General features: G+C 50.9%; 32 protein-coding genes, 1 pseudogene and 1 riboswitch. Of the genes and pseudogenes, 29 read left to right on the top strand and 4 right to left on the bottom strand.

Going from position 1 to position 25,565, the window contains the following annotated elements; all coding sequences use genetic code 11:
• Nucleotides 1–59 precede the first annotated feature (59 nt).
• From AYK82_RS00390 to AYK82_RS00320, 18 genes are all read left to right on the top strand, one after another.
• The gene (locus AYK82_RS00390) at nt 60–1,262 is read left to right on the top strand and encodes a helix-turn-helix domain-containing protein (protein ID WP_068310171.1); all 1,203 of its coding nucleotides are present in this window, start codon (nt 60–62) and stop codon (nt 1,260–1,262) included.
• Nucleotides 1,263–1,553, top strand: coding sequence for a hypothetical protein (locus AYK82_RS00385; protein ID WP_068310170.1), 291 nt, complete (start codon nt 1,263–1,265; stop codon nt 1,551–1,553).
• A complete protein-coding gene (locus AYK82_RS00380) occupies nt 1,534–2,001 on the top strand; it encodes a hypothetical protein (RefSeq protein WP_068310168.1) in 468 nt (155 codons plus the stop codon). Before AYK82_RS00385 ends, AYK82_RS00380 begins: the two co-directional genes overlap by 20 nt.
• Nucleotides 2,002–2,325: a hypothetical protein gene (locus AYK82_RS00375; RefSeq protein ID WP_068310166.1), complete on the top strand. Its 324-nt coding sequence runs from the start codon at nt 2,002–2,004 to the stop codon at nt 2,323–2,325.
• Entirely contained in the window at nt 2,315–2,971 is a 657-nt protein-coding gene (locus tag AYK82_RS00370; protein ID WP_068310164.1) for an ATP-binding protein, read from the top strand. Before AYK82_RS00375 ends, AYK82_RS00370 begins: the two co-directional genes overlap by 11 nt.
• Nucleotides 2,972–3,318: 347 nt before the next feature.
• A complete protein-coding gene (locus tag AYK82_RS00365) occupies nt 3,319–4,173 on the top strand; it encodes a major capsid protein P2 (RefSeq protein ID WP_156453215.1) in 855 nt (284 codons plus the stop codon).
• Nucleotides 4,174–4,282: 109 nt separating this feature from the next.
• Nucleotides 4,283–4,600 (top strand): hypothetical protein, encoded by a 318-nt coding sequence (locus AYK82_RS00360; RefSeq protein ID WP_068310160.1) that lies wholly within the window; start codon nt 4,283–4,285, stop codon nt 4,598–4,600.
• Complete coding sequence (locus tag AYK82_RS00355) at nt 4,597–4,824, top strand: hypothetical protein (protein ID WP_068310158.1); 228 nt, start codon at nt 4,597–4,599, stop codon at nt 4,822–4,824. The genes AYK82_RS00360 and AYK82_RS00355 overlap by 4 nt, the downstream gene beginning before the upstream one ends.
• Nucleotides 4,821–5,249, top strand: a complete 429-nt coding sequence (locus AYK82_RS00350) for a hypothetical protein (protein WP_068310156.1) — start codon at nt 4,821–4,823, stop codon at nt 5,247–5,249. Before AYK82_RS00355 ends, AYK82_RS00350 begins: the two co-directional genes overlap by 4 nt.
• The gene (locus AYK82_RS00345) at nt 5,236–5,583 is read left to right on the top strand and encodes a hypothetical protein (RefSeq protein ID WP_068310154.1); all 348 of its coding nucleotides are present in this window, start codon (nt 5,236–5,238) and stop codon (nt 5,581–5,583) included. Before AYK82_RS00350 ends, AYK82_RS00345 begins: the two co-directional genes overlap by 14 nt.
• A gap of 1 nt (nt 5,584) precedes the next feature.
• Nucleotides 5,585–6,121 (top strand): hypothetical protein, encoded by a 537-nt coding sequence (locus AYK82_RS00340; protein ID WP_068310152.1) that lies wholly within the window; start codon nt 5,585–5,587, stop codon nt 6,119–6,121.
• Nucleotides 6,118–6,429 (top strand): hypothetical protein, encoded by a 312-nt coding sequence (locus AYK82_RS00335; protein WP_068310150.1) that lies wholly within the window; start codon nt 6,118–6,120, stop codon nt 6,427–6,429. The genes AYK82_RS00340 and AYK82_RS00335 overlap by 4 nt, the downstream gene beginning before the upstream one ends.
• Entirely contained in the window at nt 6,426–7,160 is a 735-nt protein-coding gene (locus AYK82_RS00330; protein WP_068310148.1) for a cell wall hydrolase, read from the top strand. Before AYK82_RS00335 ends, AYK82_RS00330 begins: the two co-directional genes overlap by 4 nt.
• Nucleotides 7,161–7,331, top strand: a complete 171-nt coding sequence (locus AYK82_RS17900) for a hypothetical protein (RefSeq protein ID WP_156453214.1) — start codon at nt 7,161–7,163, stop codon at nt 7,329–7,331.
• Entirely contained in the window at nt 7,318–7,479 is a 162-nt protein-coding gene (locus AYK82_RS17895; protein WP_156453213.1) for a hypothetical protein, read from the top strand. The genes AYK82_RS17900 and AYK82_RS17895 overlap by 14 nt, the downstream gene beginning before the upstream one ends.
• The gene (locus AYK82_RS00325) at nt 7,479–7,697 is read left to right on the top strand and encodes a hypothetical protein (RefSeq protein ID WP_068310146.1); all 219 of its coding nucleotides are present in this window, start codon (nt 7,479–7,481) and stop codon (nt 7,695–7,697) included. The genes AYK82_RS17895 and AYK82_RS00325 overlap by 1 nt, the downstream gene beginning before the upstream one ends.
• Nucleotides 7,698–7,841 (top strand): hypothetical protein, encoded by a 144-nt coding sequence (locus AYK82_RS17890; RefSeq protein WP_156453212.1) that lies wholly within the window; start codon nt 7,698–7,700, stop codon nt 7,839–7,841.
• Nucleotides 7,842–8,013: 172 nt separating this feature from the next.
• The gene (locus AYK82_RS00320; protein WP_068310144.1) at nt 8,014–8,307 is read left to right on the top strand and encodes a hypothetical protein; all 294 of its coding nucleotides are present in this window, start codon (nt 8,014–8,016) and stop codon (nt 8,305–8,307) included.
• Nucleotides 8,308–8,323: 16 nt separating this feature from the next.
• On the opposite strand, the gene AYK82_RS00315 is transcribed toward AYK82_RS00320, so the two are convergent.
• Complete coding sequence (locus tag AYK82_RS00315) at nt 8,324–8,722, bottom strand: helix-turn-helix domain-containing protein (protein WP_068310142.1); 399 nt, start codon at nt 8,720–8,722, stop codon at nt 8,324–8,326.
• 354 nt (nt 8,723–9,076) lie between these two features.
• On the opposite strand from AYK82_RS00315, the gene AYK82_RS00310 reads away from it, so the two are divergent.
• From AYK82_RS00310 to AYK82_RS00265, 11 genes and pseudogenes are all read left to right on the top strand, one after another.
• Nucleotides 9,077–10,060: a TRAP transporter substrate-binding protein gene (locus AYK82_RS00310; protein WP_068310140.1), complete on the top strand. Its 984-nt coding sequence runs from the start codon at nt 9,077–9,079 to the stop codon at nt 10,058–10,060.
• Nucleotides 10,061–10,567: 507 nt separating this feature from the next.
• Nucleotides 10,568–10,741, top strand: a pseudogene (locus AYK82_RS18560) (GntR family transcriptional regulator); the annotation flags it as partial.
• A gap of 21 nt (nt 10,742–10,762) precedes the next feature.
• Nucleotides 10,763–11,254: an FCD domain-containing protein gene (locus tag AYK82_RS00305; protein ID WP_244265689.1), complete on the top strand. Its 492-nt coding sequence runs from the start codon at nt 10,763–10,765 to the stop codon at nt 11,252–11,254.
• Nucleotides 11,255–11,691: 437 nt separating this feature from the next.
• Nucleotides 11,692–11,885, top strand: a riboswitch (cobalamin riboswitch).
• A 99-nt stretch (nt 11,886–11,984) separates the two neighbouring features.
• The gene (gene nrdH, locus AYK82_RS00300; protein WP_068310136.1) at nt 11,985–12,206 is read left to right on the top strand and encodes a glutaredoxin-like protein NrdH; all 222 of its coding nucleotides are present in this window, start codon (nt 11,985–11,987) and stop codon (nt 12,204–12,206) included.
• Nucleotides 12,207–12,218: 12 nt separating this feature from the next.
• Nucleotides 12,219–12,623, top strand: a complete 405-nt coding sequence (gene nrdI / locus AYK82_RS00295) for a class Ib ribonucleoside-diphosphate reductase assembly flavoprotein NrdI (protein ID WP_068310134.1) — start codon at nt 12,219–12,221, stop codon at nt 12,621–12,623.
• Nucleotides 12,605–14,755 (top strand): class 1b ribonucleoside-diphosphate reductase subunit alpha, encoded by a 2,151-nt coding sequence (nrdE, locus tag AYK82_RS00290; protein ID WP_082733651.1) that lies wholly within the window; start codon nt 12,605–12,607, stop codon nt 14,753–14,755. The genes nrdI and nrdE overlap by 19 nt, the downstream gene beginning before the upstream one ends.
• Before the next feature lie 17 nt (nt 14,756–14,772).
• Nucleotides 14,773–15,738 (top strand): class 1b ribonucleoside-diphosphate reductase subunit beta, encoded by a 966-nt coding sequence (gene nrdF, locus AYK82_RS00285; RefSeq protein ID WP_068310132.1) that lies wholly within the window; start codon nt 14,773–14,775, stop codon nt 15,736–15,738.
• 455 nt (nt 15,739–16,193) lie between these two features.
• Entirely contained in the window at nt 16,194–17,105 is a 912-nt protein-coding gene (locus tag AYK82_RS00280) for an amidohydrolase family protein (protein WP_068310130.1), read from the top strand.
• Nucleotides 17,106–17,107: 2 nt separating this feature from the next.
• Complete coding sequence (locus tag AYK82_RS00275; protein ID WP_068310128.1) at nt 17,108–18,085, top strand: alpha/beta hydrolase family protein; 978 nt, start codon at nt 17,108–17,110, stop codon at nt 18,083–18,085.
• Between the two features lie 65 nt (nt 18,086–18,150).
• Complete coding sequence (gene ydiJ, locus AYK82_RS00270; RefSeq protein ID WP_068310126.1) at nt 18,151–21,168, top strand: D-2-hydroxyglutarate dehydrogenase YdiJ; 3,018 nt, start codon at nt 18,151–18,153, stop codon at nt 21,166–21,168.
• Between the two features lie 86 nt (nt 21,169–21,254).
• Nucleotides 21,255–22,286: a GlxA family transcriptional regulator gene (locus AYK82_RS00265; protein WP_208976340.1), complete on the top strand. Its 1,032-nt coding sequence runs from the start codon at nt 21,255–21,257 to the stop codon at nt 22,284–22,286.
• A gap of 50 nt (nt 22,287–22,336) precedes the next feature.
• Here the strand turns inward: AYK82_RS00265 and AYK82_RS00260 are convergent, their stop codons facing one another.
• The 3 genes from AYK82_RS00260 to AYK82_RS00250 all read right to left on the bottom strand — a co-directional run bounded on the left by AYK82_RS00260 (nt 22,337) and on the right by AYK82_RS00250 (nt 25,547).
• The gene (locus AYK82_RS00260; protein WP_208976339.1) at nt 22,337–23,671 is read right to left on the bottom strand and encodes an MmgE/PrpD family protein; all 1,335 of its coding nucleotides are present in this window, start codon (nt 23,669–23,671) and stop codon (nt 22,337–22,339) included.
• A 74-nt stretch (nt 23,672–23,745) separates the two neighbouring features.
• Entirely contained in the window at nt 23,746–24,591 is an 846-nt protein-coding gene (locus AYK82_RS00255) for a nitrilase-related carbon-nitrogen hydrolase (protein WP_068310124.1), read from the bottom strand.
• Between the two features lie 71 nt (nt 24,592–24,662).
• On the bottom strand, nt 24,663–25,547 hold the full coding sequence (locus tag AYK82_RS00250) for a glycine betaine ABC transporter substrate-binding protein (protein ID WP_068310122.1): 885 nt from the start codon (nt 25,545–25,547) through the stop codon (nt 24,663–24,665).
• Nucleotides 25,548–25,565: the final 18 nt, after the last annotated feature.

The following is a 25,565-nucleotide window of genomic DNA, read 5'->3' as shown; positions in this document are numbered from 1 at the left end:
GGCGGGTTCGAGCCACCATTTTTACACACACGGCGCAAACCCGCCCCTTAGGGGCCGACATGCAAGCTAATCAAGCAACAAGCGGTTTCCGGAAATTAAAACAAGAAAGTATTCAATTTTCCGATTTAACCGCCGATTTTACAGACCTAAGCCGTAAAAAGCTGCTGAGCATAGCGCACAAAGCGGGAATCGCTTTAGCGCTGAAGCCAACCCCTAGGGCTGTACTTAATACACTAAGCGCAAGCTGGGGTGAACAACTCGTTCAAGGGGCGTTAATCGTCTGGCCGTCGAATGAATGGCTTTGTGATCGTGTTGGCATCACGGACCGCGCTTTACGCAACACCCTATCAAAACTGATTGAGCTGGGGCTGATAAAGGCCAAGGACGCGCCCAATCGCAAACGTTTTCCTGTGCGCAGGGGAGACCAGATAGTCGACGCTTACGGCTTCGACCTCACTCCGATGGTGGCGCAGGCTAATGATTACGAGGCAATCATTAACGCCAACGCGTCGCAGGAAGAGCGGCAAAAACAACAGTGGACAGCGCTTAAGGCGCTTCGCATTGACACCAAAGAGGCAGCGGAGCTGCTGCCCCAAGATAGCGACCTTTACCAGACCTTTTGCGAGTACGAATACAACACGCCGAACCGGCGACAGGCGGGGATTGACTACGCCCTGACCCTTGAACACTACGCTTCGCTAAAAACGCGCATTTTCAGTTATTTAAAACAAAAAACTTCCGGCTCAGCCGGTAAAAACTTCCGGCACATAGAAACAAACACAGAATTAAAATACTCCGTTGTAACAAGCGGCAATCGCGCTGATTGCGCGATTACTCAGTTTGCAGGGGGGCAGGCTGACGCCTGCCAAAGCGGCTTTGAGGAATTGGACGGGGAAAAAATCGACGCCCTGCCGCTCTCACTGACGGAATTGGAGCGGGCAATCCCTGTTTTTGAGGATTTTGGGGGCCTGACCAGCTGGCGAGACCTACCAGAGCTTGCAGAAATGCACCGTGGCGCGCTGCAATTGAGCGAAGAGGGGTGGCGGGCCAGCGTTCAGCTGATTGGCCTTGAGCGGGCTTCTCTGGCGTTTTTTGCGGCCTATCAAATCATATCAGACCGCGCCAACGGCGGCACAGCACCGCCAATCACCAGTATGGGCGGCTATTATCGGGCCTACTGCCGCAAAATTGCGGCCGGAGAGGTGGATCTGATGGCCGAGCTACGCAAGCTTTACAGGAAAAACATTAGAAAGAGAGGGTAAGTGGCTGAAGATATTGCAGAAAGTGTCTGCCTTGTATGTCAATCGCGGGTGATGCTGCGCGAGGACCGGAGCGGCAAGCTTTACTACCAGTGCAACGGCGATTTTGAGGACGAGCGGCCCTCCTGTGGCTCCAAGTTGGTGATGGGGAAGGGGCGTTCCAAGCAGCTCAAAGCGCAGTTACTAGCGCAAAAAGAGGGCCAGCAACTGGCCAATGACAACACCAAGAAAGAAGAAAAAACCATTGAAAATCAACCTGTTAGAGACGACTGGATTGCAGAAAATTTCGCTTAGCGACACACCTGTTGCTCCTGAAGCTGCCGAGCCGACACAGCCCAGCCCAAGCGAGGACATGCCAGACATCGAGGAGGCTGCGAAAGAGGCCGGAATTGATATGCAGGTGGAGGGCGCGGCCCCTGCCAGTGCGCCAGAGGTCCAACTGGTCAGTGCGGAGGCGTTTCACGCCAATATCGAGTTTGCCCTTGCGGCGCTTGGCGGCCTGACTGGCCTGAAATCCCTGCCAATTGCCGAGCATGAAGAAGATCAAGCCCGCAAGGCCACCAAAGGGCTTTACGAGCTGGCGCAAAAGTCCAGCTGGTTCCGCTGGATGGTTACGGAAAAAACGGAGAACGTGGCCGCACTTTCGGCCATTGCCATGTTTGCCCTGCCCAAAATGTTTGCGGTTAGCGCCGAGCTGAGCGAACGCCGCTCAGCACGGGTTGCCAGTTATCCGGAGGTATAAATGACGACTGAAGTTTCCACTCTTATGCATGAGTTTTTGCACGCACAGCTTGAAGCCAAGTTCGCGTATGTAGATAAGATGCGCGCAGAGTTTCAACATAAAGAAAATGAAATCTTTAACGAGGCCTTTGCTGCCGGTGTCCTCTCGGAATACGACAATTTTGACCGAATTGTTGAGCAAGCTATTGATTTGTATGAATCAACGCGCCCCGATCTGGCACGGAAGCGGCTCCGCCAACTGGTGTGTGACAGTAGAAAACGCGCTTTTGACAAGCTGCAACGCGCGCATGATCTGAGATACACAGAGGAAGACGATGCAGGCTGAGCTTGAGGCTGTCTATGGTCGCCGAGGCAGCGGCAAAAGCACTATCACAAAGGCACGGCTTCGGGGATTGCCAAGCGGCGCCCGCGTGATTGTGTTTGATCCGCTGGCGGAATATGGCGGCACAGGGTGGACGCGTGTTCGTACACTGGAAGAGCTGGCTGGCGCAGTTAAAAAGCGCTGGCGGGGCGGCTTTAAAATCTCCTATGTGAGCGCGGGCGATCATGTGGAGAATTTGGACCGGCTAACCAAGTTCCTATGGCTGGCAAATGCTGATTACCCACGCCACAAAAAGCAAATGCTGCTGGTGGTGGAAGAGGCAAATCTAGCTATTCCGAACCAAGCCCAAAAGAGCCATATCACCGGCATGCAACAGCTCATCTTGCAGGGGCGCCACCGTGGTCTAGGCTGCATTGCGATCACTCAGCGACCCGCTCAGATATCGACCACGTTCCGCGGGAATTGCGCCAGAGAATATGTGTTCCCGTTGGCCGCTCATGTCGACAAGCAGCAAATCTTGCAGACCATCGGCCCGAAGTACAAAGAGGAGCTAAACCAGATGCAGCCATTTAACTTCCTGTTGCTAGAAAACGGCGCAATAAAGAGGGGCAAAACCACAAAAACGGGGAAATTCAAGTTAAATCCCTGAGGCAATACTTATACAGAGTGTACACCGTATGAACCCGCAGAAACCCGCCGTTTATGGCGGGTTTTTTGTTGCAATTCCAGCTAAAAACGCCACTCTTTGCCCATGCCGAAAACAATCATCTACTCGGTTGCTGCAAGTATCATTGCAATGAGCTTATTTGAGTTTGTAGTAAAACCGGCATTTCGAAAACCAAACTAAGGAAAAAAACAATAACAATGCTTAGCAAAGGTGACATTAAGCTGATTTTGGGCTGCACCGTGGGTGTGCTCATTGCGGGTTGGGCGCTCCATGCGTTCAAGGACAACGCATTCGCGCAGAAAATCACTCAGGGCTTTGGGGTTTAAACGTTGCGTTCATACCGAAAACTAAAAGAATTTCAGAACGTTGTGGCGGGGCAGATTGCCGCCGTAGACCTGCCGACAGACCGGCGCTATCACGCGGTAAAAATCTCGTTTGAGGCAGGCGGTGCATTGGCAAAACGCGCCGTGATGGAAGAGAAGATCAAGCTTATTCGTGTGCTGCTGGACGGGCGCGCACAATGGGAGCTAACAGCTAAAGAGCTGTTCGCTATTCTGGACCTTAATGGGTATCCAATTCAGGACGGGATTATCCCGCTTTGCTTCTCTGAGCCATGGCGCGAATCCACCAGCGGACAGGACCAAACCGCGTGGAGCCTGAAGGGAACTGGCATCACCGATTTCAACATCGAGCTCACACTGGCTGACGATGTGAAAAGCCCGCGCCTAGAAGCCTATGCGGATTACGACCGCATGGCGGTAGGCGGTGCGACTGGTCGCCCTGATCTGGGCTTTATCCGGAAGATCATCAGGCGCCAAATTCCGGTTTCTGCCACTGGCATTCACACAGAACCGGACGTTCCGGCCATTGGCAACCTACAGGCGCTTTATTGCTTCGAGGGAGCCAAGGGCGACATTGCCCGCATTAAGCTGGATCGTGATGGCGAAACCATTGTCGACATCCCCCGTCATATCAATGACGAGCCACTGAAAGCCTATGGCGCGACGGTTCCTGATCAGGTCTTTGCTTTGCGCATGGACAAGGAACAGCGCCAGAGCCTCAATCTGGGCAATCAGGTGTTGACCAATGGTGTGCCGCGCCGCGTGCCAACCCAGTTTGAATTCACCATGACCAAGGCAACCCCGTTCTACGCCGTTTATAGCTACGTAGGAGGCCGCAATTAGCATCGACGAATTTGTAAATTCGCGGTTTGCTCAAAGCGGTTCAGGGTCTGGGGATCTGCTCATCCCATACAATCAAATGGGAGGGCCAAACGGGGGGAGCTGGGGCGGCATGGGGTGGGAAACTGCTTCACCTGCCGGAGGCGGTGGCAACACGCTGCCAGCGCCGACAAGTGGCGGCTCCCCCACAGGGGGCGGCGGCGGTTTTTGGGACAGCGTCAACGGCTTTCTCAACGGCGCAGCCAACACCCTTGGCAATGTGCTGAACGCCTTCAACGGCTTCGGCAACACTGTTGACCCGCAGCCACAGGCACCACAGCCGGTACCCGTCACCACGGTGACCCAGACGCCGGCGAAATTGCCAATCGGGCCGCTTATGGGAATTGGGGCAGTGGCGCTGGTTGCGCTGTTGATGGTGATGAAAAAATGACAGCACCAGCACCAAGCCCCATGCCGCAACTGGCCTTGAGCACAGGGCCCGCGATATCCGGAGCCCGCCAGAATGTTGGCTATAACGCCAATTGGAACGCAGGCAACTGGGATCCATTTGGACGCCAGCAGCAGCAGGGAACCATCATGGGCCTGCCGATCTGGGCGATAATTGCCGCAGGCGCGGCGCTTTTGTACCTGAGTAAAGGGAAAAAACTGTTTTGAAATTGTTTGTAAATCTGGCGGAACGCGTCGAAGGCGACACACTGGAATATTTGGCCGAAAGCACGCGCAAGCATGATCCGGATTATATGAGCAAGGACCGGCTTGAAGGCGTTTTCGCTATCACCTTGCGCGATAGCGAGGGCGTTCTTCAGGTGGCCGCTGCCTATGAGTTCCGCAGCTTTGCCCATGGCCGCGAATTGGCTGTCATGGCTGCCAATGTCAGCCGCGCCAATGGTGGCAAATGGCTGGAGCCGCTTCGCGATGCGTTTATGCGCATTGCCGAGGAAAACGACTGCAACCGCATTACCGTTGGTGTTTCCAGAACCACGCTGAAGGCCGCCCTTGAGCGGTTGAATTTCAAGGCCATTTCAACACTGATGGCGCTACCACTTGCCAGCGGGGTGTTTTCACTTGGGCGGCGATAGTTCCAGCAGTAGCAGCTCGCACCAGAGCACGAGCAACACCGACAACAAGATTGCTGCCGAAGCGGGTTCTTTCGTTGCCACCACGCAAGGGGGCAATGGAGATATCTACATCGAGCAAGCCCCGCAAGAGCTGCTGGATTTTACCAGCAACGCAATCAACGGGGCAGGGCAGCTGGTGACCCGCGCCATGGATATTGTGGACCGGCAAAGCGCAACCACCGCCGCAGTGGCGCAGGGCTCGCCAGTGGAGGCACCAAGCAACACCAAATCGCGCAACAACGCACTATTGATGGGCGTTAGCGTCCTGACAATCGCGTATCTGTTAAGGAATTAACATGCAGGTCAACGAGTTTGAAATTGTTCTACCCGCTGGGGCTGTCATTGAGCGGGCCGCGTCCGGTTATGCCGTACGCTGTACGGCTTCCACAGCGCCGTTCAAAATTGCCTTTGAAAACGGGCAGGGCGGTATCACCTTTGAAAAGGGGCTTTCTGTACGCGCTAATGAAGCGTTCAGCCGCTTCACCTTGATGAACAACACGGATGCGGAAATCACTGCAACTCTGGTTGTTTCTGACAGTGATCTCACCGACGACCGATTGAACATCACCGGCGGCGGATTGATGCTGGAAAGCAAGCCCAAAAACGGTGATGTGCGGGTGTACGAGGTAAACGGAGAAATGGAGGTTGCCGATTATAACCCGAAACGCCGCTCCATTCGGTTTCAAAACCTGTCGGCCTCATCCATAGTTTTGAATTCAGGCATTTGGCTGCGTTCATTAGACTCATTTGAAACCAACGCAACTGATGCCTTTAGTGCACTGGAAGTTGGAAACAACAGAGGTCGCTTGGTCGTATTTGAGGTTAGCGAATGACAAGTCTTCCCGCACATAGTGTAATCTTAAAGTCTAGCGGCGGACGTCATGATTGGTTCAATCTCATTCAGCCTGATAAGAATGATGGCTTTATCGTCCGCAAGCTTCATTTCAAGGTAAAAAAACAGTCTGGCGCGACCTTACAATTGCACGGCGTACCACTGCAAATGAATCAGGAATTAACTGGCGGTGGGGAATACGAGTTTTCCGATTTCATAGTGTCAGCAGGGAAAGCCCTCAAATACACTTGCTCAGTTGAACACTCGGTTAGCATTTATGCTGAGGCACTGCCAGCGGTGACCACATGAAGGCCCTAGCTGCGCTCATCATTGTCGGGGCAGGCGGAGCCGCTGCATGGCAGGTTGTGCGCAGCAAGGGCAGTATCACAACCACCACCACAACGACGCCACAAGCGCCGCAGGCGCAACAGGCACCCACACACCAAGGCGGAAGCTGGCAACCGGCTGCCGCTCCTGAAAACTGGCTTTCCGGATTTACGCAGAGCCTATCCAATCTTTTCGACTGGGGAAACAACGTGAACGATAATAACAAGCCGGAAGCAACCGGCGCACCAGTCGTCCAGTTCCCCGCTCCTGTACTGCATACACCGCAGCAAGGGGCGGGGGTGGACTATGACACCCTAACGCTGGCCCGTACCCTGTACGGCGAAGCCAACCGCGAGAAGTATCAAGGCAAGCAAGCCGTGGCCTCCGTCATCTTGAACCGTGTACGCTCACGGCGTTGGCCGAACTCCGTTGCCAGCGTGTGCTTGCAGCCGTGGCAGTTCTCCTGCTGGAACGCTAGCGACCCTATGCGCGCGCGCATTGAGAACCTGCAACCCAATCAGGGCAATGCGCTGTTTGAGGACTGCCTGATTGTGGCCCGCAGAGCCACCGCAGGGCAATTGCCGGACAACACAGGCGGAGCAACCCACTATTACGCAAACTATATTGCGCAGCCGCGCTGGATTGCCGCCAGCCCCAACGCGCGCAAAACGGCGGAATATGGCGTGCATATGTTTTACGCGGGGATTGCCTAAATGCCGCTGGTCATTGCTGTGGGCCTACTGGTGGCAGTTGATGCGCTGGCCGTGGCAGTGGCCGCGCACAAAACCGGCGAAGCGGCACAGAAAAGCGCGCCGCTGGCATATGCCAGCGTTGCAGGGATCGCCGTTTATTTCGGGGGGAAGTGGCTAAATGGCAAAGCTTGATTTCAACTCGATCGCCTCGACACTCACCGCCGCACTGCTGGGCTGGGCAGCGCTGCAACTGGTCAACAACAGCCGAGAAATTGCCGACAACCGCGCAGAGATCAAAATCAACGCGGTTCAAATCGAAAACCTGAAGGAACAAAAATAATGGTTTCACTGTTCACAGGGCTTGTACGCCGTATGCAAGAGCCCTCTACATTTGCAGGCCTGCCGCTGGTTGGCCTTGGCTTGGCTCAGTTGTTCGGCGTTGTGGATCCGCACACCGTCCAGCAACTGGCAACATCGCTCACCACATCCGATCTGGCTACCGGCAGCGCCCTGACGCTTTCCGGACTGGCTGCAATGCTGCTGAAGGAGGGCAACTAATTGAACATCTATGATTACCTGCCTGATTGGGCCGTTGATTGGATGGGCGGCGAAACCACGCAGCAAAAACAGAATAACAAAATGTTCCTGTTTGCTGTGGTCGCAGGCCTTGGCGTCTACTGGTTCGCCACCAAGAAGCGCTAGCACTGAGCCCCGTTGTTGCGGGGCTTTTCTTTATCCATCGCTGGGAATGAAATTCTAAAATAGTCGCTCCTGGCACAGGCTTTTATAGAATAGGATTGCAACCTGGTTGCGCTTATCAAACCCTCATAGGGGTGGATCCGCGCAAAATCATTCTTTTTGACTAGGGGAAAAAATGGCACTTGATGCAGGCACAATCCGCGCGCCATGCGGCTGGGAACCTCATCCTGACATGCTGGGCTATGCCCGCATGAAGGAGTGCAAAAAAAAGGGCGCTGCAGGGGGAGGGCAACCGCTTAATCTGCTGCCCACGGCAAGCCCTGCGCCGTCAGGACCTGATTTAACTCAGCTGTGGCTTTCCGGTTGGTCGGGTCTGGACACAGGCAACCAGCCTGCTAGAATCCGCAGTGTACCGTCACTTTTGATTAGCTTGCTGGCGGTCTTACTTCTTGCCCTTGTCGCTGTGTGATCGACAAGGGCTTTTTTTATACCCGCACGCTTTCCCGATATTTGCGAATAATCCGGCTAACAGAGCTTGGATGCAGGTCAAAGCGGTTCGCGATTTGCCGATTTGTCGCGCCGCGTCGCATCATCAGCATGATTTCGCGATTCCGTTTTTCGCGGCTTATGTATTCGGCGCTCCTGCGCTTACACAAATACCAGTAGTTTACTAGATCGATACTTAGGCCGTTGATTTCTGCGAACTTCTGGGGGTTAACATCAAGGGGGAGACTTGCAAACACCTTTTCGAGATCATTGCGCCGTAGGCGGGACCGTTTTTTCTCCACAGCCATTTTTTTAAGTAAAATCAATTCCCACTCTAGATGCTTAACAAGCACGTCGATTTCTTTTTCTATCAGCTCATCTTTAAAAGGTAAGTACACAACACAACCCCTAATTGCATTTTACATTTGAGGGTTAACCTCGGTAATGTGCGTGTGTAAGCATTGCGTTAACTATAAGTGGCTGAATTCATTATATTAAATCAATTTTATATTGCGCATAATTTGGATTATGGAATTTTAATATCGCTGATTTCATCGTTTTTACCTATGCACTTTAGCTTTGGTCCACCAATCAGCACAGTTTCGTTTGTTCTGCGCTTCAAAGGAATTTCTTTTACGCAGTCTTAAACTGTAACGCTCAGTAATCTGTTAGAAACACTGATCTTAAGCACTGTTTTCGGCGCTTTCGACTGCTCACCCGTTGAGCCAATAACCCGCAAAAGGGAGAAAAACATGTTCATCAAGCGCAATGCTTTTGCTGTCACTTTAGCAACTGCAGCCCTTACATTCTCTGCCGCAGCCGAGGCGAAATCACTCCGCCTGAGCCACAACTTGCCCACGGATAACCCCGCCCACATTTCATTAGAGTTTATGGCTGGCCGGGTCAAAGAACTCACAGATGGGCAGTTACGCATCCGCGTGTTCCCCAACGCACAGCTTGGCTCTCAACGGGAGTCGGTGGAGCTGGTGCAAAACGGTCTGCTGGATATGGCGCGCTCAAATGCCAGTGAGATGGAAGCCTTTGACCCATCATACTCGGCCTTGACCCTTCCCTATATTTTCACAAGCGAGCCACATTACTACAAAGTTCTCACCTCCGACATCGCTGAGGATATCTACAATGCGACGCACAATAAGGGCTTTGTAGGGCTGGCTTTCATGGTGGATGGCTCCCGTTCGTTCTATGCAAACAAAGCAATCAAGACACCGGATGATCTTAACGGCATGAAAATTCGAGTTCAACCATCTCCCTCTGCGATTAAGATGGTTGAACTGCTCGGCGGTAACCCAACACCGATCGCTTTTGGTGAGCTATACTCTGCTTTGCAACAAGGTGTGGTCGACGGCGCTGAAAACAATCCTCAGGCGCTTGTAGATGTGCGCCACGGTGAAGTTGCGAAGGTCTATTCCAAGGACGAACATACCATGATCCCAGGGGTCCTTATCATGTCATCCCAAGTTTGGGATAGTTTGCCAGATGAGCACCGGACTGCACTTAAACAAGCATCCAGGGACATGATGGACTTCCACCGCGAGCTGTACAACAAGCAAACTTTGGAAGCGATCGATATTGCGAAGAACCAGCTAAAGGTTGACTTCGTTGATGTGGAAAAACAGCCCTTCATTGATAAGGTGCTGCCGATGCACGAAGAAGCCGCAGCTGCCAACGCCAAGGTAGGTGACTACATTAAGCGAATTAAAGCATTGGCGAACTAAACTCCCTTAGGAGCTAGAAAAAAACCCAACCTCATTTCGGTGGGTTTTTTTTCGCCTCGCGATCACAAAGAATGGAAAACTACTATTATATATATTTATCAATATGTTAAATGGCTTTCCCGACAAAAACATACGGAGCAGTTTGGTGCAACACCTTTGACAGGACAACCTATATTCCTTACCTATATGAATGCGATCATTTCTAAAGAGCTAATTTTTACTTACCGTCAACACATATTTGCAGAAGTTTTACTGATGGATTTTACAATTGTTACGCCAGTCAACTAATATAACAACAATGCACATACCCTTTTTGCTCAATGAAAGTCTAATTGTCAGGCAGTCTAATCCTGCCATTTATTAGGTTAACGAAAGAAAAAATAGATATTTACTTAATTTGCTCGATTGCGAAAAGCAGTTTGTTTAGTTATGTTGCCGACAACAAAATGAAATCTGCTCATTGGTTGGCAACCCACCCTCTACGAGCAACAGCAGTAGCGTCATAATATGCGTCTTTCGAATGCAGTCGAAAAAGAACTCCTCCGAATGATCCAATCGGGCGAGTATAAACCGGGCGACAAACTTCCATCTGAGCGAGTTCTGATGGAGATGTTTGATGTTGGCCGCCCTTCTGTAAGAGAGGCATTATTTTCTATTCAGCGCCAGGGGTTAATCAAAATCCGTAGAGGAGATCGCCCCCTGGTGGTTGAGCAAGATCCCCGGGCCCTGTTTAACGAACTCAATCATATCGCAGCTTCCTTGTTAGCCAACCCTGTTGGCGTACGCGAGTTTAACGAAACAAGATTGATATTCGAGCGTAGCCTTGCAAGGGAAGCTGCCGAAAATGCAACCGACGAGGATATCGCCGAGCTCTCAATGATTGTCGAAGCTGGAGACCAAGCGCTTGATGATCTGGAGTTGTATCTGGAGCTTGACCAGAAGTTTCATAGGTATCTTTGCGCCATAACTGGAAATTCCTTGTTAGTATCAGCCCACGAAACACTCATGGACTGGATCATGCGAACCCGAGACGTTGTGTTAGAGCCGCGTCTTCATAATAGCTATTCGCAGCTTGGTCACGAGCGCATTCTCACTGCAATTCGTGAGGGCAATGTTGAACTTGCTGATACTGCGATGCGAGAGCATTTGGAAAACGCTGCCGAGCGAGCAGGTCAGCGTTTCTTAAAGAAATAGCTAGCCAATCCTCTAGGTTATAAATCGCATCGCACTTTAGGTGTGGCGCTTTGCGCCACTACCTTTCCCTTAAGGATTCAGGCCATTGCTTCTTTGTGCTCATACGACTTCCTTCTATCGCTGTCCCGACAATGCACGGAGGCACCCATTGCCTAAGGTTCACCTTGGCAAGAATCTATGATTGTATCGCACGACCCTTGGTCCGTTGACTTTCTCTATTTAAATTTACTCGTGTTCTCTTCTACTTAAGACTTGGCCTGCTTGATACAATAGTCAAGCAATGCTTATCCATGCTGATTGGCCAGCGGGCGGCGCTGATTTCCGTAAAGTGTTGCACCTGTGAAATTTCAAGTACAGACCTATTCGATCCTACGTGTTTCCACAATAATAACCTGTGGGTTTAGCCCCAAGATGTTGACCATGTTCGGCCAAGCTGCACTATATGAAGTGTCTTTGGTTCTTGCGTGTTGACAAGTGAGCTAAGAGGGAAACCGGTTCAATTCCGGTACTGCCCCCGCAACTGTATGCAGTAGGCGGCTCCCAGATACCACTGAGGCCGTTAAGCCTTGGGAAGGTGGGAGTTGCTGTTACGCTGTGAAGTCAGGAGACCTGCCAAGGACAGATGATGACCACGGACGGAGGGTCCGCAGGGGCAATTGAAGTGATGCAATGACAATTCTGTCGTTGCAGCTTTGCGCTGCGCTCTCCCTAATGCTTTGGGGAAAATGGCATGAGCATTACCGTATATTCCAAGCCTGCCTGTGTGCAGTGCACCGCAACCACCCGCGCACTTGAAAGCGCCGGACTAGATTATAACATCATTGATCTGACCAAGGACAGCGACGCGCTGGCCACCGTGGAAGAGCTTGGCTACCGTCAGGTCCCGGTTGTGATTGCCGGCGATCAACACTGGGCCGGTTTCCGCCCTGATAAAATCGGCGCACTGGCCTAGGCGCATTTTGCTGTGGCGGAGCTTGTCTATTTCTCCAGTGCCTCAGGCAACACCCAGCGATTTATTGAGAGGCTTGGCCTACCTGCGCAGCGCTTGCCGCTAAGTGATGCCGAGCCTCTACCGATCATACGCAAGCCGTATGTCCTGATATCGCCAACCTATGCAGATGGCGAAGGCCGCGGCGCGGTGCACAAACAGGTCATTCGCTTCTTAAATGTTGCGGCCAATCGTGAGTTGCTACGCGGCGTCATCGCTTCGGGCAATCGAAATTTCGGGGCGTTTTTCGCCCATGCAGGAACTGTTATCTCCGCCAAATGCGGTTGCCCGTGTCTTTACAAGTTTGAGCTTGCAGGCACGCAGAGCGACGTTGAGCGGGTTCGTCAAGGACTAGAAAAGTTTTGGAAACAGCAGCACTAGAAAAGCCGCAGGGCGCCTTTGTCGGGCTGGACTATCACGCCCTTAATGCCATGCTTAATCTTTATGATAGCGATGGCCAGATCCAGTTCGAGGCAGACAGGCAAGCAGCGCGCCAGTACTTTCTGGAGCATGTGAACCTTAATACCGTGTTCTTTCACTCTCTAAAGGAGAAGCTTTCATATCTAATTCGAGAGAATTATTATGAGGGCGAGGTTCTGGAGCAATACGATGCCGCCTTTATCAAGCGTGCTTTTCAGCGGGCTTATGGACACAAATTCCGGTTTCCCGCATTCCTTGGCGCCTTTAAGTTTTACACCAGCTACGCGTTAAAGACGTTTGACGGCAAGCGCTATCTGGAGCGCTACGAAGATCGTATCGTCATGGTTGCCCTGACACTGGCCCGCGGCGATGAAGATCTGGCTCTGCGCCTCATAGACGAAACAATTGCAGGCCGTTTCCAGCCAGCAACCCCCACTTTCCTGAATGCCGGTAAGAAACAGCGCGGCGAGCTGATTTCCTGCTTCCTCCTGCGGTTGGAAGACAACATGGAATCCATCGGCCGTGGCATTAACTCCGCCTTGCAGCTCTCCAAGCGCGGCGGCGGGGTGGCGTTGCTGCTGTCCAACCTGCGAGAGGCCGGTGCGCCAATCAAGGGCGTCGAAAACCAGTCTTCCGGTGTTGTTCCAGTTATGAAGCTGTTAGAAGATAGCTTCAGCTATGCCAACCAGCTTGGCGCGCGTCAGGGCGCAGGTGCGGTGTATCTCAATGCACACCACCCAGATATTTTAAAATTCCTGGATACCAAACGTGAAAATGCAGATGAGAAAATCCGCATTAAAACGCTCTCGCTTGGTGTGGTGGTACCGGATATCACCTTCCACCTAGCGAAATCTAATGAGGATATGTACCTGTTCTCGCCTCATGATGTGGAGCGTGTTTACGGTGTGCCATTCTCGGAGATTGCGGTAAGCGAAAAATACCGCGAGATGGTCGATGATGTCCGCATTCGCAAACAGAAGATCAAAGCGCGCGAGTTTTTCCAGATTCTGGCGGAAATCCAGTTTGAAAGCGGCTATCCTTACATTATGTTCGAGGACACGGTGAACAAGGCCAACCCAGTGGCTGGCCGCATCAACATGTCCAACTTGTGCTCTGAAATCCTGCAGGTTAACGAGGCGAGCAGCTTTAATGATGATCTGTCATATAGCCATTTAGGCGCGGACATCTCCTGTAACTTGGGCTCGCTGAATATCGCCAAGGCGATGGACGGCGGCGATCTAGGCGCCACGGTAGAAACGGCAATTCGTGCCCTGACCGCCGTTTCCGAGATGAGCGCGATTGGCTCAGTCCCCTCTGTACGCCGGGGTAATGATGAAAGCCATGCCATTGGCCTTGGTCAGATGAACCTACACGGTTTCTTGGCACGCGAGCATATACACTATGGTTCGGCTGAGGCGATTGACTTCACCAATATCTACTTCTGCACCATCCTTTATCATTGCCTGCGCGCATCCAATGCGCTGGCCCGTGAAAAAGGCTTAAGTTTCAATGGCTTTTCCGCCTCTGATTACGCCTCTGGTGAGTTCTTCACGAAATATGTCAGCCAAGACTGGCAACCTGAGCACGAGCGCACCGCAGCTTTGTTTGCAAAGTTCGGCATAAAGATACCTAACCGAGCAGAATGGCAGGCGCTTAAAGACGATGTAATGCGCGATGGGCTTTACAACCGAAATCTGCAGGCTGTGCCGCCCACCGGATCAATCAGTTACATAAACAACTCGACTTCCTCTATTCACCCGATTGTTTCCAAAGTGGAAATTCGCAAGGAAGGCAAGATTGGTCGTGTTTATTACCCAGCGCCGTTTATGAATAACGAGAATCTGGAATACTACCGCGATGCCTACGAGATCGGCCCTGAAGCGCTGATTGACACGTATGCAGCAGCAACCCAGCACGTTGATCAAGGCCTGTCCTTGACACTGTTCTTCCCGGACACCGCCACAACCCGTGATATTAACCGGGCGCAAATCTACGCTTGGAAACAAGGCATCAAGACAATCTATTATGTCCGCTTGCGGCAAATGGCACTGGAAGGTACCGAAGTGCAAGGCTGCGTGGCTTGCTCGCTCTAAAGGCTCAAGGAAGAAAAATGACTCAAACACCTGTCGCCCGCGCGGTCAACTGGAACCGGCTGCAAGACGAAAAAGACCTTGAAATCTGGAACCGCCTGACAGCAAATTTCTGGCTGCCAGAGAAGGTGCCTTTGTCCAACGATATCCCAAGTTGGGCAACCTTAACAGCAGCAGAGCAGCAATTGACCATTCGCGTCTTCACTGGCTTGACGCTGTTGGACACGATCCAGAACACCATTGGCGCACCTGCCCTCATGCCAGATGCCACAACTCCGCACGAAGAAGCGGTATTGACCAACATCGCCTTTATGGAGGCCGTACATGCGCGCTCCTATTCCTCGGTATTCTCCACCTTGTGCCGCACTGCCGAAGTGGATGATGCCTTCCGCTGGTCAGAGGAAAACGAGCACCTACAGGCGAAATCGCGTCTTGTTTTGGAAGAATATCGCGCCGCCAGCCATCCGCTGAAAAAGAAGGTTGCGAGCGTCTTTCTTGAGAGCTTTTTGTTTTATTCCGGCTTTTACCTGCCCATGCATTGGTCCAGCCGCGCAAAACTGACGAACACCGCCGACCTCATCCGCCTGATTATTCGCGATGAAGCCGTACATGGCTACTATATCGGCTATAAATTCCAGCGCGGGTTTGAAGTGCTCAGCGAGGCGGAACGTCAGGAAATCAAGGACTTTGCCTTCGCCCTGCTGTTTGACTTGTATGATCTGGAAACAAAGTACACGCAGGATCTTTACGACCCAATAGGCCTGAGCGAAGATGTAAAGCAGTTCCTGCATTACAATGCCAACAAAGCGCTGATGAACTTGGGTTTTGAGGGCTTGTTCCCGGAAAGCATTTGTCAAGTCAATCCGGCTATCATGGCCTCCCTTTCACCCAATGCAGACGAGAACCACGACTTCTTCTCCGGTTCGGGCTCCTCCTATGTCATTGGTAAGGCGGTGGCGACTGAAGACGAGGACTGGGATTTCTAAGCAATCTTGCCAGTTTTACTTTGCTTGCCAGTCATAGACTGGCAAGCGCTATTTCAATCACTTTTATCAATCCAATTATCAACCTCGCTTGGTACCTCACCGAGAATACTTGGTGAGGCCGTATAAATCGGAAATCTGGCGTATTAAACGCAAATCAGAGCGACTTCCCACTTACTCCTGTCGGTTTTATTGTACCGCTTTTGTGGAAGAGGCCTGCTCTCGTCCACGATAAAGGCGATGCTCCTTGTCCTTACGGTGTTGCCGGTACTCACTGATTCAGTCCCGTAATTCGCTTAGCTTGAGAGAACCTACGCCAGATCTTTTTTTTCTTACGAGCCACCTTCATACTATAGGCGCGCTGCTGATGGCGATTTTTTGATACTTTTTGTCGAGCTTGCCGCACTTATAACTCGCAAAAGTCAGTATTGTTTTCTTGAAAATCAAGGATAAAAACCATGCAGACGCTGCGGCAAGTTATTGATGCACACGTACATCTCTATACTGAGCAAGACCTTTCAAGAATTAGCGAGGCATTGCCATATGCGTTGCCGGAGCCTCACCCCCTAAAGCCCTATTTAGATCAATTAATCGACATGGGGCTTCGTCCACGTCTTATAAATAATGTTCATCTGAGTATTCTGCCGGACTCGGAAAACGTATTTGCCTCTTTCAAAGAACTTGATGCACTTCAACAGCAGAACCCGCAAAGATACGGTGCAATTACACTGGTTGGAACACTCCTTGCCGATCCGGCCTATGCAACTTCGAAGCGCATGAACCATCCGCAAGTCAAGGGATTGCGGATCGTGTTGCACGATGCCAAGCCTGAAGAGATTGAGCCAGCTCTCTATCGCAGTGCTGAGTGGTCTTGCATGCTAGGCCGGTTGCGGGAAGACCAGCATCTACACATCTATGCGCAAGACCCAAGAGTAAACTATCTCGTTCTTAAGCAGCTTCCCAAAGACATAAATGTAATCTTAGACCACTTGGGAACATGCCAACCGGAATTGGGTACAACGCAGTCCCCTTATGTCGAACTATTAGATGAAGCAGCACGTCGGGGAAACGTTTGGTTTAAAGGGCCCGGTTACCGCACCTCCACCGATCCGGCCATGGTCGCCATGTATGTTCGTACCATCACGGAAAAACTAGGCGCGAACAAGCTCCTTCTAGAAGCGAGCGATGCGCCACACGTTGGGAAAGATCAAAGTGGCGTTCCCTTCACAGATCACTTCACAGCATACACAGCTCTTCAATTTGTCGCGCATGTTGCCAATGAGGCCACCGCAGAAACTGATGTCGAAGCATCAGCTTTGCTTAAAAATGCATGTGATGCGATTTTTACACCACATAAAGAGAAAGACTAAACATGTCTGAAGTCATTCAGGAAGAGTTCACCTTTCCGGTGAAGTTCGAAGACGGTGAACTGGAATTAAAAGGGTTTCTTTATCGCCCTGCGAACGATGCAGCCATTGATAAAAACCTGCCGCCTGTGGTTTTCAACTCAGGCTTTACCGGTGGCGTTTCCATGTATGGTCAGCTGGTCGGCAACGCGCTTGCGGCGCGTGGTTACGTAGTTACAACCTATGATGTAACGGGCTTTTTCACCAACCGTGCGGTACGGAACAACTACGATCACAATGGCCAAAACGTTACAAACGTCAGCCTAGAAGATCAAAAAATTGAGCTTCTTGCATTGATTGATGCCACAAAGCAACGTCTTGGCAAGATGCCTGCAGTGCTATCATGGGCGATGGGCTCTGTTGCGACGCTAGCAGCAATTGCCGATCTTGCAAAAGCAGGCAAGGAGCAAATCGCCTACTTTGTGCCGATGAACTACACAAACTTGCGTGCTCTGCAAAGCCTGCGCGCAAATCCGGAGGCTGCGGAGACTGGTATATCCGCACTTGATGACAAAGCAGGCATTCCTCCCTTCGATTTAGGAACGACAGATACACAACTGGGTTATTACCCGCTTGATCCCGCGACCCAAGCCTATACAGATTCACAGCTTGGCGACTACACAGAGGCAGCTGGTGAAGACCGCTGGCCGGGTTGTAATCTCATCAGTGCGAAATCCTACAAGACCTACGTTAAGTTTGACCCAGAAGCGGAACTCGCAAGTGTTAGCGGTGATTTTCCTCCTGCTTTGATTGTGCATGGGGAATTAAACTCCTTGCATGCTCCTGCCGAATCTATTCGCCTCCACTCCGTTTATCCGGGGCCAAAAGGGGATAGTGCCTTGATTGTAGAGGGCATGGCTCACGGTCAACAAAACCAAGCAGATAACCCGGTCTTTGAAGGCCTAATACATCAGATCGATGAAGGTATTCGCAGTACCCTTTAAGATCATACGGAAAAGGCTGATGCCGAAATTACTTTGCATCAGCCTTTAGTTTTAAGGCCTGACTAATGATCCCTCAGCTTCTTCCCGAGACACCGACAAATGCTCTTCATGATGCTTTTTGCCAGGAGTTAAAGCACGGAGGGTTTCAGGGGGACATCGCGCGTCAACAAAGCACGCGCATCGTTCAGGCCACAGACAACTCAATCTATCAGCTCATTCCAGAGACCGTCCTTTACCCATGCGCAACGTCCGACCTTGTATGCATTTCAAAGCTGCTATCAAAACCGCAGTTTTCTGAGCTCTATGTGGCAGCCAGAGGCGGCGGAACGGGCACTAACGGGCAGTCACTCACCAATGGTATTTTGGTTGATGTGTCGCGGCATATGAACCAAATTCTGGAGATCGATCCAGAAAACCGCCGAGTGCGTGTTCAGGCAGGTGTTGTAAAAGACCAGTTAAACGCAGCCCTTGCGCCTTATGGACTGTTCTTTGCACCCGAACTGTCGACGTCTAACAGAGCCACTATCGGCGGAATGATTTCTACCGATGCAAGTGGTCAAGGCTCATGTTTATACGGTAAAACTCGTGACCATGTACTCGCGCTAAACGTCATTCTGGCGGATGGAAGCCAACTGAACACTGAGCCACTGGATGACGCCCAGCTAACACAAGCAAGTATTAATAGTGGTTTAGCTGGTCATGTGTATTCTCAGCTTGATGAATTGCAGCGCGCGAATGCAGAAGTGGTCGAACGCCAATTCCCTAAGTTAAATAGGTGCTTAACAGGTTACGACCTCGCGCATCTACGAAATGATGAGGGCCTGTTTGATATCAATGCGGTGTTCTGCGGTGCAGAAGGGTCTTTAGGGTTTATTGCAGAGGCCACACTAAACGTGTTGCCAATTCCTTCGCATAGTGCGCTGGTGGTAGTTCGTTACGAGAGTTTTGATGCTGCACTTCGTGATGCCCCTGCTCTCATGTCGCTAGGTGCAGCATCAATCGAGACCGTTGACGAAAAAATCCTAACGCTTGCCCAACAAGACATAATCTGGCGTGAAGTTGCTGATTTTTTCCCAAAAGATGAAGGGCAACTTGCAAAAGGGGTAAACCTAGTAGAGTTCGTCGCCTACTCACCTCTTGACCTAACGAGTGCTTTGAGCAGAGTAGACCAAGCGCTCGCCAAGCCGCAAACAAAAGCAGGACGCCGCGGTTTCCAGATCCTTAAAAATCGACACGACATTGCACGCATCTGGGAAATGCGGAAAAAATCAGTTGGGTTACTTGGTAATATGAGCGGCGAAAAGCGCCCTGTTGCCTTTGTAGAAGACACCGCTGTTCCACCTGAAAAGCTTGCCGATTTCATCGCTGAATTTCGATCCATTTTGGATAGTTATAATCTTGACTATGGCATGTTCGGACACGTGGATGCTGGTGTTCTGCATGTGCGACCGGCTCTAGATATGAAAGCACCGGGCGCTGAAGCCCTTGTGAGGGAAGTTACCGAAAAGGTTGTCAACTTAACCAGAAGCTACGGAGGATTGCTTTGGGGCGAGCACGGCAAGGGAGTTCGATCTGAGTTTTCACCGCTGTATTTTGGTGAGTTGTATCCGGTTATGCAGCAGGTGAAACGAATATTTGATCCGCGCAACCAGTTCAACCCTGGAAAGATCGTCGCACCAGTAGAAGGACAGCTGCTTAAGATCGATGAAGTCCCTACAAAAGGGCAAAGGGACCGTATCATCCCGGCACACGTTCGCCAGCAAAGCGCAAATGCAGTGCACTGCAATGGGAATGGTACTTGTTTCAATTGGGATTTCAACGATGCAATGTGCCCTTCTTGGAAAGGTACTCGAGATAGAAGGCAGTCACCGAAGGGTAGAGCGCAACTCATCAGAGAATGGCTAGCACAGCTCAGCGCCTTGAGTGTAGACCCGTGGAAAACCGCATTAGAGCAGCGAAAAAAAAACAGGGTGTTGAGTTTTTCAAGGCGCCTTTTTACATCCCTGCGTTCAAACCCTACCGACTTTTCTCACGAAGTTCGCGAAGCGCTTGATACGTGCTTGGCATGCAAATCCTGCAGCGGTAAATGTCCAATAAAGGTCGATGTGCCGTCATTTCGCGCCAAGTTTTTTGAGGTGTATTATGGAAGGTATTTGCGCCCTCTCCGCCACTATGCCATTGGCCTTCTAGAGAGCTTTTTGCCACTGATGAGCAAATTGCCTCGCCTTTCCAACATGCTGCTTGCAAGCCCCTTGCCTCACGCGCTGGGTTTGGTCGCGCTACCAAAACTCTCGCAAAAATCACTACAAGCCGAGCTTGCGCGGCGAAATGTCAGCTTTGCGGATCCCGAAAACCTTTCGCACATTAATGAAACAGACAATCATGTAATTTTAGTGCCAGATCCTTTTCTTGCATATTTTGATAATCAGGTTGTGCTTGATAGTGTCGATCTGCTTCAAAGCTTGGGTGTGAATGTCTGGGTGGCACCGGTGCTTGCAAATGGTAAAGCCCTCCATGTGCATGGCTTCTTGGGAACATTTGAAAAGCAGGCTAGGGCCAGCAATGCAAAATTGAAAGAACTCGCGCAAAGCGGCATCGCGCTTGTTGGTTTAGACCCCTCCATGGCGCTTGTATATCGCAGTGAATATCGCGAGGTGGTGGGGCAAGAGCAGGTGGTGCAAGTGCAGCTTTTGCAGGAGTGGATGCTTAAGCAGGATTTCCGTCAATACGAGTGCCACCGTGAACACGTGTCCTATCGTTTGCTAAGTCATTGCACCGAACAAGCTATTGCACCGGGCGCGATTGAGGCTTGGAAACAAGTTTTTAAAAAGTTTGGCATTCAGCTTAGTTCGACCAAAGCGGGGTGTTGTGGCATGGCTGGTACATTCGGGCATGAGGCTGCAAATAGAGAGTTGTCCAATAAGATCTATAGCCTTAGCTGGAAGCAGCACCTCTCACAGCACAACGAGAACCAGCCCTATCTTGCAGACGGATTTTCCTGTCGCTGTCAGGTTAAAGAGACTGAAGGCTTGCACTTACAACACCCTGTGTCGGCATTGAAATCACTGTTGTGCACCAACTAAAGTCCCAAGACATGCCAAGGGTGGTTTTCTGTTAGATCGCAATTGATTAGATTGCAGCGTGTGTTCATAATCAGAAAGCCTTTGGAATGTCCGGTACTGCACTTTATGGCGTTAATGAAAAGCCGCAGGCGGTAAGCTCAGCTTCCTCTCCTATTCGGATAGGCCTGATCCTCTTTCCAGAGTTTTCCATGATGGCTTTCGCTTCATTCTCAGATCCGATGCGTGCTGCAAATCGACTTGCGAACGAAGTCTTGTATGAATGGTCCGTACTGTCCGATGAGGGGGGGCTTGTTCCCTCCAGCGGCGGTCACCCGATCAATACAATTTCAATTGATAGTGCGCCGGAGTTTGATCGGATTTTTATCATTGCAAGTATGGATACCGCAAGTCTTCAAAGCAAGCGGATTGCCAACTACTTGCGCACGCAAGCAAGGCGCGGGGCCATAATCGGAGCAATTAGCAATGGCTCATATGTGCTTGCACGGGGCGGCCTATTGAATGGGTATCGTTGCACGTTGCACTGGGAATCCCTCTCTGAATTCCTCGAGGAGTTTCCGGATATCAATGTCTGCCGTGAAATCTATGTGCAAGATCGTCGGCGCTGGACGTGCGCAGGGGGCACCGCCGCAATTGATTTGATGTTGATGCAAATATCATCTGACTACGACGCCAATCTAGCTTCCAATATTGCTGAGCAGTTTTTGCATAGTCGCATCCGAGGTGCAAGAGAAAACCAGCGAATGGAGATCCAGCTTCGCTACAACATAAACGATAGTCGCATGGTCACAGCAATATCGCACATGGAAGAAAACCTTGAACATCCACTCGAAATTCAAAAACTCGCGAAACTCAGTAACCTCAGTCAGCGGCAACTAGAACGTTTATGGCATCAATTCTTTGGTATCACGCCCCAGCAGTTTTACTCCAAAATCCGCCTTAAAGAGGCGCAACGACTTCTTAAAGAAAGCACTGAGGCGATCTCATCCATTGCACTTCGGTGCGGTTTCGTCTCATCTTCTCATCTGGGTAGCGCTTATAAAAAACAATATGGCCTCACACCAGGTCAGGAACGTGTATTGGTGAGAGAGCAGATTAAGCGAGGACTAAACCCCAACTAAGGCGCTCTATCCCCAATCCACCTTAGTGGTCGAGACGCTAACGGATAGCGTCATGGAGCGCTAAGTATCACATCCAGAAGCGGCTTGATCGAGCGCCCCGGTGTTAAGCCCAGAACCTGCTGCTCAATATTTGCTGCCCGCTCTCGGCCTATAACTGGCTCGGCGTATTCAAAGAACTTACGCCGCATTTCAGCTGGCTCGGGCGGGTTTTCGGGGTCGCCATTGGCTTCCGTCGCACCAGAGTTCAATTCGGTGCCGTCATTTAGGATTAACTTAACATCAGCGAAGCGCCTAGCCGGAAAGTGGTTGTCAAACTCCTCGTTTTCACAAAGGGTTATGCTTTCAGACAACCGAATTACTTCAGAGTTTGCAAAGGCATTCTCGTGAATTTGCTCTGGCCCTAGTTTACCGTAGACCAAGGCAGAGGCAGCGGGAAAGGCCGTGGAGTACTGCGCTTGCTCCGTGGTTTTCGGGTGCTTTACTGCCAAGCGGCATGCATTGTGAAATGTCTGAATCTCTATAGTTTTTACATCTGAAGCATCGATACCATACTGCTCTTTCAGGTTCAAAACTGCCTGAACAGTAGGTTGAGCCCAACGGCAGACCGGATAAGGCTTGTAGTACTGCTCCAGTGTCAGCCAGCGATGACCAAGGTCTGCCCACAAATCTGCAACCTCTGGCGCATCAATAAGCAGTGTTGGAGCTCCCGTAAAACCAGAGTTTGCCAGAAATGCTGCGGAGGTCCCGGCCATTGCCCCCCAACCAGACCCATCTTTGACCATAGTGGGATAATCGATACAGCGCATCATGAGGCCGCGCGCACCATGGAACTCAGCAATGCCCACCGCCTCGCGCAACTTTTGCTCACACAAGCCTAAGTGGCGAGAAACAATAGTGGCGGCAGCAAGTGATATCCACGATCCGGATGTATGGTAATCCAATGCTGTTTTATGCATCGCAATACCAGCGCGTGTGCCAATTTCATATCCGATGACCAGCTGGGTTAAGAACTCACTCGCATCCATGTCTGGGTTTAAATCACCATTCGCCAAAAGTGCGGGAAGCACGCCACACCCAACATGCCCCTTGGTAATTTTGTGTCCATCATGTGCATCAATCGAGTCAATAGTCATTCCGCCAACGAGCGCTGCACCGACAGGACTAACACGATCACCACCAAAGAGGGTCCTGACGCTTTGTTTTCCGGCTGCAAAATGTTCGCGTGCGTGCTCCGAAATGATTTCGTGCAAGCGTGTCGTCGTGCCTGATGCCGCCACGCCCAACAGATCCAGTAGCCAAAGGCGTGCGCGCTCTTGTACGCTAGTTGGAACATCACCCCAGCGGAGATTGGTGATGAACGCATAAAACTTGTTGTCGCGCATCATTGACGCCCACTCTTTAAGAGCAAAACTCGTAAATTTGCTCTGATTTGAAGGAGAGAACTGCACATTTGGCAGAACTATTGGTGCCTTAAAATTTTTGAGGCTTTGTCTGCAATGAATGGCAAACTGGAATCCCGAACTGTCGGCAATCGATAGCGAGCCCTTCGTGTGGTCTCATAGTCGAGCTCTGCGGTAATCAGCTCTTCCGTATCGCCAGCGACTGCAATTTCATTGCCAAACGCATCGGTTATGCGCGATCCACCCCAGAACGTTAGATCTTTCTCAACACCGCAGCGATTTACCATGACAGACGGAGTACCATACATCATCGAGTAAAAGCGCATCGCCAAGGACCAGCCTGATGAGTTGTCAAAACCCATGCCAACAGCTTCCACACCAGAACTAACGGGCGACAATAGCAGCGTGGTATCTTGCATGAATGCCAGATGAGGCAGCGCAGGATTCCACAAGTCTGCGCAAATTAACAGGCTAGCTTCCCAGTTTTCAGCCAGTGAGAAGGGTGTAATACTCTGGCCTTTTCCGTAGTGCTTACCCTCTTCAAGTTTACCGTAGGTCGGGATATTTATTTTGCGGTGTTTATGCAGTATTTTCCCACCGGCAATAGCTAGTGCAGAATTGTAAAACTGCGCGGCTTTCCCCTCTTCGATCAATCCGAACACAACCGTCATATCGCCGGCTGCGTCAACAAGCTCATGAACACAAGCATCGGTTTCTTTTCTGGCACAATCCAGAAGTGTTTCTGATCCATAGTGGCCGGTAAGCGAAAGCTCGGGAAAGATCAGCAGCTCGACATTCAAGTCTTTTGCCCGCTTAATCCAACTGAGATGCTTGTGAGTATTTGCGGCAATATCACCTATTGCGCTAGAAATTTGCGCCGCGCCGACCTTTAGAGAGTTCGCCATATTTTTATCAAACTTGTTGTAAGGCTGTAGTTGATCAGGCGACCGAAATCGCCCTGATCCTTTAGATTTGCTTAGATAAAGCCGTTGTCTTTCAAGAACTTCTTAGCCACATTTTCGATAGAGACTTTTTCAACGTCAACTTGAGCATTTAGCGATGCCATAATCTTGTCATCCAGCTTCGCGGAAACCTCATTTAGCAGACCTGCGAGAGATGGATTAGCCTCAAGTACTTCTGTGCGAACGACAGGTGCGAGCGCGTATGCTGGGAAGTAGCCCTTGTCATCTTTAAGTACAACAAAATCGAATGCGGGGATCCGGCCATCGGTAGCAAATACCAGACCAACATCTACCTGCGCGTCACGCAGCGCCTGATACACAAGGCCAGAATCCATGCGCTTCACATCGGAGCGAGAAAACTTGAAACCATATGCCTTCTGCAGTGGCTTAAGGCCATCGGCACGCGCGTAGAACTCTGCGTTACAACCGAGCGTCAAGCCTTCATTACCATTTACTGATTTTGCCAAATCTGACAGAGTGCTGATGCCTGTTTCCTTCGATTTGGCAGCACGCATTGCTAGTGCATATGTATTATTTGCTTTGGATGCGTTGAGCCAAACGATGCCCTTCTTTGCGTCTAACTCTTTAACCCGTGAGTAGGTTTCTTCTGCGCTGAGCTTCTCTTTTACCTTGTTGAAATTGATTAGCGATGTACCGGTGTATTCCCAGTAGACATCAATCTGACCATTTTCCATTGCGGCGCGCACAGCTGCTGTGCCCATGCCTGCACGATTGCTTACTTCAAAGCCTTTTGCCTGCAACAGTTGTTCTGTAATCGAAGACAGCAACTGCTGCTCGGTAAAGTTCTTACCGCCGATAGTGATTTCATCTGCGTGCGCGTTGGCTGTAAGCGCAAAAAATGCGAGTCCAGTCAGTAGTTTTTTAGCTTTATTAAACATAAGTTCCCTCTCTTATTA

This window comes from Polycladidibacter hongkongensis (assembly GCF_001561995.1).
Lineage (GTDB): Bacteria > Pseudomonadota > Alphaproteobacteria > Rhizobiales > Stappiaceae > Pseudovibrio > Pseudovibrio hongkongensis.
The sequence above is the reverse complement of the archived record's forward strand: the minus strand, read 5'-3'. Positions and strand labels throughout refer to the sequence as shown.

What these genes read in the sequence shown, in the direction of transcription:
- AYK82_RS00390 (WP_068310171.1), top strand. Translation starts at nt 60, where the DNA reads ATGCAAGCTAATCAAGCAACAAGCGGTTTCCGGAAATTAAAACAAGAA.
- AYK82_RS00375 (WP_068310166.1), top strand. Translation starts at nt 2,002, where the DNA reads ATGACGACTGAAGTTTCCACTCTTATGCATGAGTTTTTGCACGCACAG.
- AYK82_RS00370 (WP_068310164.1), top strand. Translation starts at nt 2,315, where the DNA reads ATGCAGGCTGAGCTTGAGGCTGTCTATGGTCGCCGAGGCAGCGGCAAA.
- AYK82_RS00360 (WP_068310160.1), top strand. Translation starts at nt 4,283, where the DNA reads ATGGGGTGGGAAACTGCTTCACCTGCCGGAGGCGGTGGCAACACGCTG.
- AYK82_RS00355 (WP_068310158.1), top strand. Translation starts at nt 4,597, where the DNA reads ATGACAGCACCAGCACCAAGCCCCATGCCGCAACTGGCCTTGAGCACA.
- AYK82_RS00340 (WP_068310152.1), top strand. Translation starts at nt 5,585, where the DNA reads ATGCAGGTCAACGAGTTTGAAATTGTTCTACCCGCTGGGGCTGTCATT.
- AYK82_RS00335 (WP_068310150.1), top strand. Translation starts at nt 6,118, where the DNA reads ATGACAAGTCTTCCCGCACATAGTGTAATCTTAAAGTCTAGCGGCGGA.
- AYK82_RS00330 (WP_068310148.1), top strand. Translation starts at nt 6,426, where the DNA reads ATGAAGGCCCTAGCTGCGCTCATCATTGTCGGGGCAGGCGGAGCCGCT.
- AYK82_RS17900 (WP_156453214.1), top strand. Translation starts at nt 7,161, where the DNA reads ATGCCGCTGGTCATTGCTGTGGGCCTACTGGTGGCAGTTGATGCGCTG.
- AYK82_RS17895 (WP_156453213.1), top strand. Translation starts at nt 7,318, where the DNA reads ATGGCAAAGCTTGATTTCAACTCGATCGCCTCGACACTCACCGCCGCA.
- AYK82_RS00325 (WP_068310146.1), top strand. Translation starts at nt 7,479, where the DNA reads ATGGTTTCACTGTTCACAGGGCTTGTACGCCGTATGCAAGAGCCCTCT.
- AYK82_RS00320 (WP_068310144.1), top strand. Translation starts at nt 8,014, where the DNA reads ATGGCACTTGATGCAGGCACAATCCGCGCGCCATGCGGCTGGGAACCT.
- AYK82_RS00310 (WP_068310140.1), top strand. Translation starts at nt 9,077, where the DNA reads ATGTTCATCAAGCGCAATGCTTTTGCTGTCACTTTAGCAACTGCAGCC.
- nrdH (WP_068310136.1), top strand. Translation starts at nt 11,985, where the DNA reads ATGAGCATTACCGTATATTCCAAGCCTGCCTGTGTGCAGTGCACCGCA.
- nrdF (WP_068310132.1), top strand. Translation starts at nt 14,773, where the DNA reads ATGACTCAAACACCTGTCGCCCGCGCGGTCAACTGGAACCGGCTGCAA.
- AYK82_RS00280 (WP_068310130.1), top strand. Translation starts at nt 16,194, where the DNA reads ATGCAGACGCTGCGGCAAGTTATTGATGCACACGTACATCTCTATACT.
- AYK82_RS00275 (WP_068310128.1), top strand. Translation starts at nt 17,108, where the DNA reads ATGTCTGAAGTCATTCAGGAAGAGTTCACCTTTCCGGTGAAGTTCGAA.
- ydiJ (WP_068310126.1), top strand. Translation starts at nt 18,151, where the DNA reads ATGATCCCTCAGCTTCTTCCCGAGACACCGACAAATGCTCTTCATGAT.
- AYK82_RS00265 (WP_208976340.1), top strand. Translation starts at nt 21,255, where the DNA reads ATGTCCGGTACTGCACTTTATGGCGTTAATGAAAAGCCGCAGGCGGTA.
- AYK82_RS00260 (WP_208976339.1), bottom strand. Translation starts at nt 23,671, where the DNA reads ATGATGCGCGACAACAAGTTTTATGCGTTCATCACCAATCTCCGCTGG.
- AYK82_RS00255 (WP_068310124.1), bottom strand. Translation starts at nt 24,591, where the DNA reads ATGGCGAACTCTCTAAAGGTCGGCGCGGCGCAAATTTCTAGCGCAATA.
- AYK82_RS00250 (WP_068310122.1), bottom strand. Translation starts at nt 25,547, where the DNA reads ATGTTTAATAAAGCTAAAAAACTACTGACTGGACTCGCATTTTTTGCG.